The sequence below is a fragment of the Ruegeria sp. AK11 genome, assembly GCF_056541095.1.
Map to the genome: position 1 here is coordinate 32,755 of NZ_JBQFXU010000006.1, position 12,535 is coordinate 45,289.

Below are 12,535 nucleotides of genomic sequence, written 5' to 3' on the forward strand. Positions count from 1 at the left end.
ATATCGATTATGGACATAATCTGCTTAGGCATGTATCTCCGTTCTGTCGAAAACAGGCGGCGCCGGGAGCGTCGCGCTTACCCCGCCGACCCGCCGAACGTCAAACTTACCTAGTGCACAAGCATCGTTGCGATGTTTACAGTCGAAGATCAGTCGGTTGTGATTTGAGGCATATGTAGTGTTAGCGACTTGCATAAACTACAATATATGCCAACAGCTCTGGCTTGGCACCCAAAAAAGATGTGTCGCAACCTCTGGGGTCTGGTTGACGCGCGCGCGTGATCCTCGGTTTGTACTCGTCGGATAGTTTTGAACAGGTTGTTTGAGCATGATCTCATTGAACGGCTGTCATTTCTCAAGGATGCAGTTTTGTACGCTGTGTACTTCTACCTGCGTTACACGGTGTCGTATCGGGACTTAGAAGAAATCCTGGCGGAACGCGGCGTTCAGGTGGACCATGCCGCTCTCATCAGGTGGGTCGTGAGGTATTCACCGATGATCGCAGTAAGATCGCAATTGAAGAAACGCCCAACGCCGAACTCTTGGCGCATGGACGAGACTCTGAGTAATTGACCAGCAGCTCTCTTGGCCGGTGCATGGTGGCATCGGAACAAAGACAGGAGAGTAAAATGGAACAGTGTTTTGTCGGATTGGATGTTTCGAAAGCTGAGACGTCTATTTGTTTATGCGACGAGAACGGTGATCCGGTGTTTGCTGCGAAGAAAGTCACCGAACCGGATGTCATTTTCCAAGTGCTGCGCAAACACCTTGGTTCCCTCAAATGCGTCGTCCTCGAAACCGGTCGAATGGCGAACTGGCTCTATACTGAGCTCTCGGATCGGGGATTGCCGATTGTTTGCATCGACGCCCGTCAGGCTCATGCTGTTCTCAGCCAGATGCACAACAAGACTGATGCCAATGATGCCGCCATGTTAGCAGAGCTGGCGCGCACGGGGTTCTATCGGAAGGTAGAGGTTAAGAGCCGGCTCGCCCAGGAGCGGCGGGCATTGCTGAAAGCTCGGGAAGTGGCATTGAAATCCCGCGTGAATGTCGAAAACACAATCCGCGGTCTTTTGGCCAGTTTCGGGCAGCGGTTGCCAAGGCATCTGCACACATACGAGGAACGGGTCCACGCGATCCTGAAAGATCGGCCAATCTTATCCAAGATCATCCTGCCTTTGCTCGACTTGCGCACAACCGCGCTGCGGCAAGCGGCAGCTCTGAGTAAAGAAATGGCGCGCCATGCGAAAAACGATGAAGCCTGCAACGTTTGATGACGATCCCTGGCGTTGGCCCGGTGAGCTTTGTGACCTTTGTGGCAACAATCGACAACCCGCATCGGTTTGTGAAATCCAGATCGGTCGGAGCCTATCTCGGGCTGACTTCCCGGCGCTACCAATCGGGGGACATCGACTATGGGGGGCGAATATCGAAACGGGGCGATCCTATGCTGCGTTCTACGCTCTATGAAGCGGCCAGCAGTTTACTGAACCGAGTAAAACCGGGCAAAGGATCTGAATTACAGAGATGGGCTCGGGCTCTCAAAGCCCGTACCAGTCACAAGAAGGCGGTTGTCGCCTTAGCCAGAAAACTTGCGGTCCTTATGCACGCCATCTGGACAAACGGATCAACCTTTCAAATGAAGGAGGCATAATCAGCGTAACAGCGGATAAACCGAACACGAGTTGCCGTACCGACCAACACGGCAGGCTGTCGACCGAACCCGTGAGATCTACATGCGGCTATTTAACCAGACCGCGCATGAGACCTTTGGGGGTTGATGCCTTGAACGCCGAGATGGAGCTCCAACAGAATGACTTCGGAAAGAACCTTGCAGGTGGTCGATACTGGAATAAAGTCACCGAGAGCTGCTGCTCAATTAAAGAACCTACATCAAAGTTAAAGGCGCGTGGGTTTACCTCTATCGAGCTGTCGACAAGCACGGCAAGACCCTTGATTTTATGCTGTGTGAGCGGAGGAACCCTCCAGCGGCAGCCAGGTTCTTTGCCAAAGCGCTGTCTTCAAATGGAGTCCCGAGCAAGATCGTCATCGACAAAAGTGGAACCAACGCAGCGGGCATCAAGGCCATAAACAAGATGCTAAAGGGCTTTGGATGTCCGATACCAATTGAGATAGTCAGGCGGAAGTATTTGAACAACATTGTGGAACAGGATCACCGCTTCATCAAAAGACGAACCGGTCCGATGCTCTGCTTCAAGTCCTTTGCTTCGGCTTCAGCCACTCTCGCAGGCATCGAAGTCGCGCACATGATCCGCAAAGACCAATTCACACCTGGACTCTGTCCCTTTCAACAATTCAAAGAACTGGCCGCTTAACTCATCAGGTCAGATGCATTTCTCCGAACTGCAGGAAACTTCGCAACAGCGTTGTTATGTGGCGTTCACGTAAGAGAACGGAAACCGATCCCTGGCTTGCCCGCATGATCGAACGCAAGCCGCCACTGCTGGTTCGCGTGGCCCTTGCGAACATGATGGCGAGGATCGTTTGGGCCTTGATGAACACAGGGGAAGTCTACCGGGCTCCGGCTGCCAACGCGTAAGGCGTCTGTGGCCGCGAGGCGGCGGAAACGGAAGAGGACAATGGACGGTATGGCATAAGGATCGTGAGACCGGGTCGGAAAAACCAGCTTGCGACAGAGTGCTTTGAGCACGTGGTTCTGAATTGGACCGGATCCGCTAACACCATAGGGGCCAGCGGCATGTGCAAACGCCGCGCAACAGGCCGAACACATGTCAGTACCCGAACCGATGCAATTACCGGTCAAAATTACCTCTTGTGTTTTGGGCGTCTACACGTGTCGCAAACTTAAATGAGATTAGCATTGTCAGTGCTGACGAGCCGATTATCCAGCCAATCTGGCAAACTGTTGAAATGGAGAGAGTCCAGGCGTGAACTGACCTTTGCGGATCATGTTGACCAGTTCGATACCAGCCAAGGCAGATGCTGCTGAAGTGAACGACTTGAATCCCAGCGTAGGCCTGATCCTTCGTTTGATGAAACGGGAAGTTTTAGCGCGGTTCATACGAAAAAGTTGGCGGCACACCTGGCAAATTCTTTGTAGCCTTATCGCGATTCGATGTGGATTATGTTAAAGTAACTGCGGCTTTCGTGGACGAAGTTATTATGCTAGTACACCTTGTTTTTCTAGGTTTTTTGCGGCTTAGGTCTAGCCTCATCGCTATTGTGATGTTCGGACCTGCTATTGTACTGGCGGACGTATCTGATGTCAGACGTACGGCGCTTGTCATAGGAAATTCGCAGTATGAGTACGTTTCGAATATTCCGAACTCGGCAAATGACGCCCGGGATATAGCAGCAGCGCTTGGTCGGATAAGTTTTAATGTGACCGAATTATACGATCTCGACTATCGCCAAATGCGGCTGGCCCTTCGGGATTTTTCCGACAAGGCTGCGACGGCCGACGTGGTATTGGTCTATTTTGCGGGTCATGGCATCGAAATAGACAACACTAATTACCTGATTCCCACCAACGCGGAACTCAAAAGCGACAAGGATGTGGAATTCGAGGCTATACGGCTGGACTCGGTACTAAATTCGGTATCGACGGCGAAAGGTCTCAAACTTGTTCTTATTGACGCCTGCCGAAACAATCCGTTCCTTTCTGATATGGAGCGCACAACCGCGACGCGGTCGATCGGGCGCGGATTGAGCAGTATTGACCCCGGAGGTGTTCTGGTCGGCTATTCTGCACGCGGTAGAACTTTGGCTTTGGATGGAAAAGGTCGCAACAGCCCATATGCCGAAGCGCTGCTTGAACATATTGAGGTTCCCGGGCTGGAACTTGGGAAATTGTTTCGCAAAGTCCGGGATTCAGTCTTTAAACTTACCGATGGGTACCAAGAGCCCTTCACTTATGGCTCATTGCCAGGGCGGGATATATTCCTTGTCCCTGCAGCGGCCAAGGTACCTTCCATTTTAAAAGAAACGCCTGCGCCTGTTGCCGAGTCCTCGCCTGAAGATGAGCGTGAAAAATCTGCCCAACGCGTTCTGCGCGAAGCGTTAAAGTTGGATGATCAAACGGTCAAGTTGGGCGCTTTGAAGATGATCGCGCAGCTCTATCCAAATACACGCGCTGGTCAATATGCGGCTGACGTAGCCGATGTGCTCAGCCGTTCACAACCGATTAAGAACAACGCCAGCGTGCCTACAGAGTCTGCTGCCGCGTCCCAAAGCCCGATCAACACGACGAACCAGGAGAACGTCGCGGGGCAACAACCAGATCCAGCCCTTGTGGCAGAAAAGGATCTTAATCTCAGCCAAAACGACTATCGCAACATTCAACGTGGTCTGAATTTCCTAGGGTATTCAGCCGGGCCTGTTGATGGGATATTCGGTACGCGCTCTCGTGCGGCACTAAAGCAATTTCAGAGCAAAAGCGGTTCGACCAGAACGGGGTATCTGACAGCGCAAAGCCTTGCTGTGTTAAAGAACGTCGCAAAGCCGCCACCCTCGGCGCACAGCGAGGAACAAACGAGCGGCGAAACGCTTGCTGCCTTGCCGAAGACGACCCAAACCGGCGCAGTAGCAAACAGCTACCATGGGGATTACTCAATCGTGGTCAGAAGACGACCCAATCCAAACTACAATGACCCGGAGCTTGCTAAGGATCGGCCCAAAATAGTGTTGCAGATGGTGTACCGGAAGTCGTCCGCCGGGTTTCAGATGATCAGCGCTCAGGATCTGACGGAAGGTGGTGAAAATCGACCAAAACGATTTCGCGCATCGTTATCAGAAAAGGGGCGGTTGCGTATTTCGGGAAATACAGGGTACCTGTTTGGTAAAGTAAGAGTTGTCCCCTTCTCAATTACTCAGAGAATTCCTGCAGACTTTTCCAAGGGGCAAACCCTCCACTCCAACCAAGGCCAGTTCGACAAAGCCTTTTTCATGGATGTGACGATAACAAAACGTTGAAACTCACAACACGAAGTATTCGCAGCTACTCGGGTACGCGCCTGTTGAGTTCAACCACTTGAATTTCTGTCTCGCCATCATCGTGAATGAAACTCGCAGCCACTGGCCATCGTCGTTCAGCGTCCACAGTTTTTGCCGTCGCCATGGTCATATAAATAGGACGAAACCCATCGGCATCCGGTGCTAGGGTCTTGATCCAGCTTTCCAGGCGTGCAGCGACATTTATTGTATCACCGATGACGTTATAATGCATGGATCCGCTGACACCCAGTGTGCCACCGATTGCTTCTCCACTGTTCAGCGCTATCCGTAGCTTGTATGCACGTTGATTTCGAAAAGTGTTATTAAGTGATGCCACGGCTTCGCGCATGGCGTTGGCACAACGTAGTCCGGCCTGCGCGTCCGATTGCCTTTGCTCGTGTGTTTCGCTTGGAATTGGCGCGCCAAACACAACCAGTATGCCGTCTCCTGTATATTTCTCGACAAACCCACCATGCGCGCGAGCGATTTCACCCAGCCGATCAAGAATTCGCGCGATCCACGTCATAAACTCGTCTGCATCCGTCGCATTCCCGGCGAGGGTCGACCCTTCAATATCCGCAAGCAGCGCCGTAACATACAGCTGTCGAGATCGGGGCTTTCCACCCGACATTAGATTTTTGCGCTGCTTCCAGATCTCAGCTGACAACTCTTCGGACAGATGAGATGAAAAAACCTGTGCGATCGCGCGTCTTTGGTTGCGCGAAAAGCCTGAGATGATCCCAAAGCCGAAAAGAAACCCGAAAGTCCAGCCCAGCAGAGAAGGCGCGACAGGCATTAACAACGCGAACTGTTGAAACATGGACAACGTAATCGTTAGCAGGACGCCACCTATCCCAGCCAGCAACACCGCATTGCCGGTGACCCTGACGAAAACAGACACGCAGGCACCTAAGAAGACCGAAGCGAGGATGATGAACGCAGGGAACTGACCGTCCAACGCGCGCAGCGGAGAGGCTTGGCCGTTGAAGTAGTCAATCAACTGTTGAACGATGGCGGCATGAATTTCGGCACCAAAGGTAAAATCTGACCCGGTTGATCGGTTGAGTGGTGTTGAAAAGTAATCTTTTACGGAATGACTGGTAACGCCGATTATCACGGCATTTCCCTCAAAGCGATCCAGCCCAGTGTGAGTCAGAATCTCTGCGGCGGGAACACTGCGCGTGATCGGCAATGCATTTTTGTAATCAATGACGATTTGATAGCCTGACGTATCCACGTTGCGGAACAGGTTTGCACCCGGGGCCAAGGGTTCTACAACTGTATCGCCAAACATCAAATAGCGCGGATTGTCGGGAGCGCTTTTCAATGCGGGTTGCCCGGTATGGGTCGCGGCCAGATGCATAGGCAGTGACAGGGAAATACCATCGTGCGTATTTACTAACAACAAGGCGCGTCGGGCAACGCCATCAGGGTCAATTGGAATATCAGCGAACCCAGTGTGCGTGCCCGGCGGCGCTGAAATGCCAGCAGTCTCGCTATCCTGCAATTTCGAGATCACGAAAACTCTGGGATCGCTCAGCACCTCAAGTAAGGCGTCCCGACCTTCACCTGCCGGAACGTCCCTGTAAATGTCGACGCCCACCGTAGTTGCACCAGAGGCGAGCAAGGTGTTTACAATCTGTGCCAATTGCCGATCGGGGACAGGCCAACCCCATTCGCTCAAATCTCGGTCGGTGATGGCAACCAGATAAACGTCTGCTATAGGTTCATCCGCCGCAAAGGCCGATATTGTCCAATCGTATTGGAGAAGCTCAAGTGACTCGAGCATGCCTTTTTTCCGGAGTTCGACCAGAGGCATGCCGACAATCAGTGTAATGACACAGACCAACACCCAGCGTTGCCAAACCGGCATGAGCGATGACGTTCTCTGCCATGCATGCTTTTGACGCTTCGATGTCACTGACCTACGCCAGCTGAGTTCAGCAATTGTTCGAGTTCGGCTGGGTTCGTCGCCTGCACACGGCCGCTGAGGCCTATATCCACAAGTTCAGAGAGCGCATCGAACCACAGACCAGCTGCGGCCGGGGTGTCGGATCTAAATTCTTCCGGCAAACGCTCGATCAATCCTGATGTTCGTTCGACCACCGCGTCGGTGTTTGGATCGAGCAACTCGAGTTGCAAAAGATAAACTCGGTCGGTGTCCAGCACAATATTTGACCTACTCAGGTCCAGACCGTAATCGCCGGGTGGGAAAGGGCCACTGATGTGTAACTCTGTTGCAGTCATCCCGGATGGGCCCAGTTTGACGATTACATTTCCTCGATGGCCGCGAGTTAGCCGCCAGATCAACGGCGGAAAGGCTTGAGTTGTTAGCCCACCGTCTGCTGGAACCAGTAGCAATAGGTCAGAAGCGGCATCCGAAGGTATATTCCGGGTGCCTGCGCCCATTCGATCCTTTGGCGTACCTATTTTGGGAGGAACAAACACAATTTCTGCGGACGTGTCGGTGTTTTTCTCATCGCCGGAAGCCAGCGCAAAACCGCTGAGAAACAGGCCTGCAGCCAGTACGAAGACAAAAACAGCTATTGATACCCAATTCCACGACACAAGACGCCTCTCGAAGAAAACTGCAGGTGTATCCGCTTTTTGAAGGTTTAGCGTAGGCTTGAAACTACGTTGAGTCCAGTTCCTGCTCTGTCTCGCTTCAGCTGATCCTAAGCTCGGTGGTCAGGCAATTTTATGCTAAAATAAGGATCTGTTCGGTTCAGAGTCGAGTCTGTGCTCATGGTTCCTGAAAGCAAATGGCGAAGCGGCGCCTCGTGTTTGTTGGTGGTTTGTTTGCTCTTGATCTTGCCGCTTGCGGCAGAGGCTAAGGGCAAGCGCGTCGCTCTTGTAATAGGTAACTCCGCCTATCAATACGTCCCGGACCTGCGCAATCCGGCCAATGATGCTGAGGACATATCTAAGGCGTTACAGCGCATTGGGTTTGAGGTTACACAGCATCAAAACCTGAGTTACACAGATATGCGCATTGCATTGCGCGACTTTGCCGAAGCCGCAGCCGATGCGGAAGTGGCGCTTGCGTATTTCGCGGGCCACGGAATCGAAATTGAGAACACAAACTATCTGATACCCGTGAATGCCGCGCTAAAAAGTGATCGGGATGTAGAATTTGAAGCCATTCGTCTGGACGCTATCGTGAATGCCATTGCTGGCTCGTCGGCTCTAAGTATCGTGATTGTTGACGCATGCCGAAACAACCCGTTTTTGGCCCAGATGAAAAAGGCCTCGAGCACTCGTTCAATCGGGCGCGGTCTGGCCGCGGTTGAACCAAGAGGAGTCGTGGTCGGATACGCGGCCCGAGGTGGGACTCTGGCGCAGGATGGCGACGGCCGGAACAGCCCTTACGCGCAGGCGTTTCTGGAACATGTTGAAGAACCGGGAGTGGAACTTGGTAAACTGTTCCGCAAGGTGCGCGACCGCGTGGTCGCACTGACCGACGGGTATCAGGAGCCTTTTGTCTATGGCTCACTACCGGGCGAGGACATATTTTTGGTCCCCAAGGTAGAACAGGCTGCATTACCCTTCCCTGACCTTCAGGAGTCTGACGAACCAGTCTTGCAGCCGCAGGTAACTCAGAAAAACGCGCTGGCCGCAGCTATGAAGGTGAACACAGTCAGGGGGTGGGATTTGGTCGCCAGATCCTATCGCGCTGCAACGTTATCCGAGCCCGAAATACTGAAGCGGATGGCCCAGATCACACCTGCCTGGACCAGAAAAAGCGGGCGGCTCGATGAGATAGAAGCCGCGCTCTTGCCGGGCCCTGCTCAGAAGAAGGAAGTACAACAAAGTCTTAACAACTCAGGCTTCGACGTCGGTACACCTGACGGAGTTTTCGGACCGCGGACCCGATCAGGCATCAAGGCGCTTCAGGCCAACGTCGGGTTAGAACCAACCGGATATGCCGATCTTGCTGTCCTGTCCGGCTTGGGGATCAGACCGCTGGCGGATGATGGCGCGAGTTTTATCAGCAATCCCTTTGCTGTCCGACAGGATATATCCGAGCTGGAAGTGTTAGGTGAATCCGAAGAGGTCACGCAAATTCTTGGCTGTTTGGGCCTGCGTAAAAGCGTCTATGGTACGTTTCGCGGAAACCTATATATTGCGCTGGTTTATTCAGGCAGTGTGCAGAGTGCGCGCAGCGAGGCGCAAAAATGTGGCTTGGATTTGGCCGCAATAACATCGGCTGCAGAGAATGCGTTCATCGTCCGGATGATTTCAAGTGACCCGGCTTTCTTTGAATTGGGATACGACAGCAAAACGAAAATCAGCTACAAGGCCGGACCCTATTTCGGGTTCAGAAAGGACCCCAAAGAAGACGGTGCCATCATCGGATGGCGATGGTTCAGCGGAGAACCCGTGAGCTACACCAACTGGTTGCCATCCAAGCCAAACAAAACCCACGGCAAAGGCAGAAAATCATTTGCCCAATTTCAGTACGAAGCGCGAGGACGGCGCGACCTTGACGATGTGACCCCAACAAAATGGTTCGATGGCTCTGGATGGAATGCGCGTTCCGTGGTCTTGGAAGCTTCTCTGAAATAACGCGCTCTGCCCAAAGGGTTTCAGCGAAGCTATGTTTTTTATGAGGATACGCTGGCAATCGGATCAGCATATTCGATTCAATCAGGTTATGTGGTAATGTTCAGGCGTCTCAACTTGTTCCGATCGGGGGCAGTTTGTTTAACAGTTCATTTCAATATCCTTTCAGGACATTCTTATGGCTGATAGGCTTTGCGATTTGGTTCTCGGTTTCGCATGTTGCGCACGCGGACACCAAACGGGTCGCATTGGTGATTGGAAATGCCGAGTATCAACATGTCGCCAATCTTCCAAATGCAGGCAATGATGCCTCGGATCTGGCCAAAGCCTTGCAACGGATCGGTTTCACGGTTTGGCACAATCAGAATCTAGATTACCGTGGTCTCCGCATTGCGTTGCGCGACTTTGGTCGAGCGGCGAAAGATGCGGATATGGCCATCATCTATTTTGCGGGTCACGGGATTGAGATCGAAAACACAAACTACCTTATTCCTGTAAACTCAGAACTGCGCAGCGATCAGGATATCGAATTTGAAGCGATACGGTTGGACTCCGTCATCAGTTCTTTGTCGGGTGCCGATGGGTTAAAGGTCGTTTTGATCGATGCGTGCCGGAACAACCCATTCCTGAGCACGATGGAAAGAAATGGCGGCACACGCTCCATCGGTCGCGGATTGGGTCGTATTGACCCCAGCGGAGTATTAGTAAGCTACGCAGCCAAGGGTGGAACGTTGGCTCTTGATGGAGAGGGGCGTAACAGCCCGTATGCCACAGCGCTGCTAAAGCACATCGAAGAGCCTGGGCTGGAACTAGGTAAAATGTTCCGCAAGGTCCGCGACACCGTATTTAAGTTGACAGATGGGTTTCAGGAACCTTTCACCTACGGTTCTTTACCGAGCCAAGATATCTACCTAGTTCCGGTGGCAGCGCCCATGCCGCCGGAAGCCAAGCGTGTCGGGTCTGACAACCGTGAAATCTACGCTGACTTTGAGTTGGCTCGTTCACTCGGAACGCTGGATGCAATTGAGTCCTTTCTAAACCGTTATCAGGAACAGAATGATCACTTTGCGGTAACGCTCGCCCTTTCGCTTCGGGATGATCTGCGTGAGAAGGCAAGGCAACAAGCTGCTCCTGACGACAACCCCAGAACGAACGAGACGGAAGTCGCCGTTGCGGCTCCGCCGGACAATCCGACTGAGGAAGCACAGACACGCAGCCTGGTCCGTGACATTCAGAGCGAATTGAACCGCGTCGGATGCAGTGCGGGCGCGGCGGACGGCGTTGCAGGTCCTCGCACTAGAGCGGCATATACTAGATACCGGAACGCCCGAAAAAACCTGGGGCTTCCGGCGGAAGGTCTGAACCAACAACAGACCCTTATTGCGCTTAAGAAAGAACCGGGTCGCGTTTGCAAGGAAGTTGCGGTTGCTGTAGGTTTAGACGGTGATTACGTCATCTCCATTCGGCGTAGATGGGATGATGACTATTGGCAGACTGCAACGCGCGGCGACGAATCCTACTACCCCGGAAAAATCGAACCACTCGCGTCATTGCGGATCAATCGGAAAGGCAGCAAAGTGACTCTGGTGTCCGCCCAAGCGTTTACCGGAGGCGGTCCGTGGTTCAAGGATTTCCAGGGGTCATTGGATGACAACGGTCAACTGAAACTCCGTTTCACCCTAAGCTCACATTTTGGTCCACCGGTGACGCCCTACAAGGTTCGAATTGATGTAAAATTGCCTCAAGGACTGCAACCCGACCGACGCCTCGTGTATGAGCCACGACGTATCGACGGTCAGTTTTTCCTGAATTTCCTGGTTAGACGTGCGAACTAGCTTCCAACGGAAATCCCAAGATGACGAGGGTCGACAAGAGCGGCATGAATACCAAGCTGCGTGCCGTTTGCGCCAAAGTTGCAGAGACCGATTTCCTCTACTACGAAGTCGGCCATCGGCTTGAGAGCCGTTGAAAATAGAATTTCCACTAAATCAACTGAAGTAGCTGCATGTTGTTGTAGAACTCCGTACCCTGCCATGAGGTCGGTGATATCGGAAGGTGGTGGGCGGGATCCCAGCGATCGGCAGCTATGCGGGCTGCACCACCAGCATTCGGCTTCGACGCCAAAGGTCCGGTATGGGGCGCTCACAAACTTCTCGATTTAGATGTGGAATCTTGAGGTATTCCCTGCCAAATCGACCTGAAGACGTCGAGGCACACAATCAGCATGCCGCCTTACATAGCCTCCAACGTGTGGGCGAGGCCATTTCTGATGTGATCTTCCAACAGTTTCTTGGCTGTATCAGCGTCTTTGGCCAACGCGGCATCGAACATTCGTTTGTGTTCTTGGGCTGCAACCTCACCTCGGTAGGTCAGTACGAGCATCTGATAACGAAGGTACTTGTCATAAATGATTGAGTGAAGGGATAAGAGGTTCTTGGAATTACAGGCTGCAATCATCGCTTGATGAAACTCTGAATCGTACCTCTTCCAGGTTTCCTTTTCAGAGTCATCACCCTTGAGAAGCCGTTGCTCCATCAAATGCAGCTTATGATGCGCAGCGACCAGGTTGCCTTCCCAGTCCGTGTCGCCATTCGCAATGGACAACTCCAACGCGTGGCATTCCAGCAGAACGCGCAGTTCTGAAATCTCGGTCAGGTCTTCTCGTGAAACTGGCGTGACCAGGAAACCCCGTTGCTCAGGAGCTTCGACAAATCCGTCGCTGGCGAGCCTGTTCAGCGTTTCACGAAGTGTCGAAAGGCTTGCCGAATAGCGTTCCTTCAAGGCGTCCAGCTTCAGTTTGGAGCCGGGCTGCAGCTCCCCGAAGATGATGTCCCGCTTGATGCGCTGATAGGTGCTTGCACCTATCGTAGACGGCTGTTTCGCCATGCGTTTCACCCGATATTTTTAGTTTCCTCGTTCAATTAGCATTTTTTTGAGACATCAGCAATCCAAACTGATGTATGGTATAAATAATAATATCATACATTATTGCGGAATC

The 12,535-nt window shown here is 52.6% G+C and carries 8 protein-coding genes and 4 pseudogenes; 8 read left to right on the plus strand and 4 right to left on the minus strand.

The genetic code is table 11. The annotated features are described in order from the left end of the window. Nucleotides 1-328 precede the first annotated feature (328 nt). The 5 genes and pseudogenes from ACR0D9_RS14180 to ACR0D9_RS14200 form a co-directional block, all read left to right on the plus strand. Nucleotides 329-561: pseudogene (locus ACR0D9_RS14180) on the plus strand (IS6 family transposase); the annotation flags it as partial. A gap of 68 nt (nucleotides 562-629) precedes the next feature. Next, nucleotides 630-1,274 carry an IS110 family transposase gene (locus ACR0D9_RS14185; protein ID WP_480483585.1) on the plus strand — a complete coding sequence of 215 codons (645 nt, stop codon included), beginning with the start codon at nucleotides 630-632 and terminating at the stop codon, nucleotides 1,272-1,274. Further along, nucleotides 1,274-1,654 carry a transposase gene (locus ACR0D9_RS14190; RefSeq protein WP_480539159.1) on the plus strand — a complete coding sequence of 127 codons (381 nt, stop codon included), beginning with the start codon at nucleotides 1,274-1,276 and terminating at the stop codon, nucleotides 1,652-1,654. The genes ACR0D9_RS14185 and ACR0D9_RS14190 overlap by 1 nt, the downstream gene beginning before the upstream one ends. 232 nt (nucleotides 1,655-1,886) lie before the next feature. Next, nucleotides 1,887-2,336 (plus strand): annotated as a pseudogene (locus ACR0D9_RS14195) (IS6 family transposase); the annotation flags it as partial. 92 nt (nucleotides 2,337-2,428) lie between these two features. Then, nucleotides 2,429-2,560 (plus strand): annotated as a pseudogene (locus ACR0D9_RS14200) (IS110 family transposase); the annotation flags it as partial. Between the two features lie 303 nt (nucleotides 2,561-2,863). On the opposite strand, the pseudogene ACR0D9_RS14205 reads toward ACR0D9_RS14200, so the two are convergent. Continuing rightward, nucleotides 2,864-3,022: pseudogene (locus tag ACR0D9_RS14205) on the minus strand (IS6 family transposase); the annotation flags it as partial. 107 nt (nucleotides 3,023-3,129) lie between these two features. Here ACR0D9_RS14205 and ACR0D9_RS14210 point away from each other — a divergent pair. Further along, a complete protein-coding gene (locus tag ACR0D9_RS14210) occupies nucleotides 3,130-4,953 on the plus strand; it encodes a caspase family protein (RefSeq protein ID WP_480539161.1) in 1,824 nt (607 codons plus the stop codon). Between the two features lie 25 nt (nucleotides 4,954-4,978). Here ACR0D9_RS14210 and ACR0D9_RS14215 read toward each other — a convergent pair whose 3' ends face one another. Further along, nucleotides 4,979-6,895: a CHASE2 domain-containing protein gene (locus ACR0D9_RS14215; RefSeq protein WP_480539163.1), complete on the minus strand. Its 1,917-nt coding sequence runs from the start codon at nucleotides 6,893-6,895 to the stop codon at nucleotides 4,979-4,981. Next, a complete protein-coding gene (locus ACR0D9_RS14220; protein WP_480539235.1) occupies nucleotides 6,892-7,383 on the minus strand; it encodes a DUF928 domain-containing protein in 492 nt (163 codons plus the stop codon). Before ACR0D9_RS14220 ends, ACR0D9_RS14215 begins: the two co-directional genes overlap by 4 nt. 381 nt (nucleotides 7,384-7,764) lie before the next feature. Here ACR0D9_RS14220 and ACR0D9_RS14225 point away from each other — a divergent pair, with 381 nt between their 5' ends. Together ACR0D9_RS14225 and ACR0D9_RS14230 are read left to right on the plus strand one after the other, a co-directional pair. Continuing rightward, nucleotides 7,765-9,540, plus strand: a complete 1,776-nt coding sequence (locus ACR0D9_RS14225; protein WP_480539165.1) for a caspase family protein — start codon at nucleotides 7,765-7,767, stop codon at nucleotides 9,538-9,540. 134 nt (nucleotides 9,541-9,674) lie between these two features. After that, complete coding sequence (locus tag ACR0D9_RS14230) at nucleotides 9,675-11,372, plus strand: caspase family protein (RefSeq protein ID WP_480539167.1); 1,698 nt, start codon at nucleotides 9,675-9,677, stop codon at nucleotides 11,370-11,372. Between the two features lie 397 nt (nucleotides 11,373-11,769). Here ACR0D9_RS14230 and ACR0D9_RS14235 read toward each other — a convergent pair whose 3' ends face one another. Further along, nucleotides 11,770-12,423: a GntR family transcriptional regulator gene (locus tag ACR0D9_RS14235; RefSeq protein ID WP_209506749.1), complete on the minus strand. Its 654-nt coding sequence runs from the start codon at nucleotides 12,421-12,423 to the stop codon at nucleotides 11,770-11,772. Nucleotides 12,424-12,535: the final 112 nt, after the last annotated feature.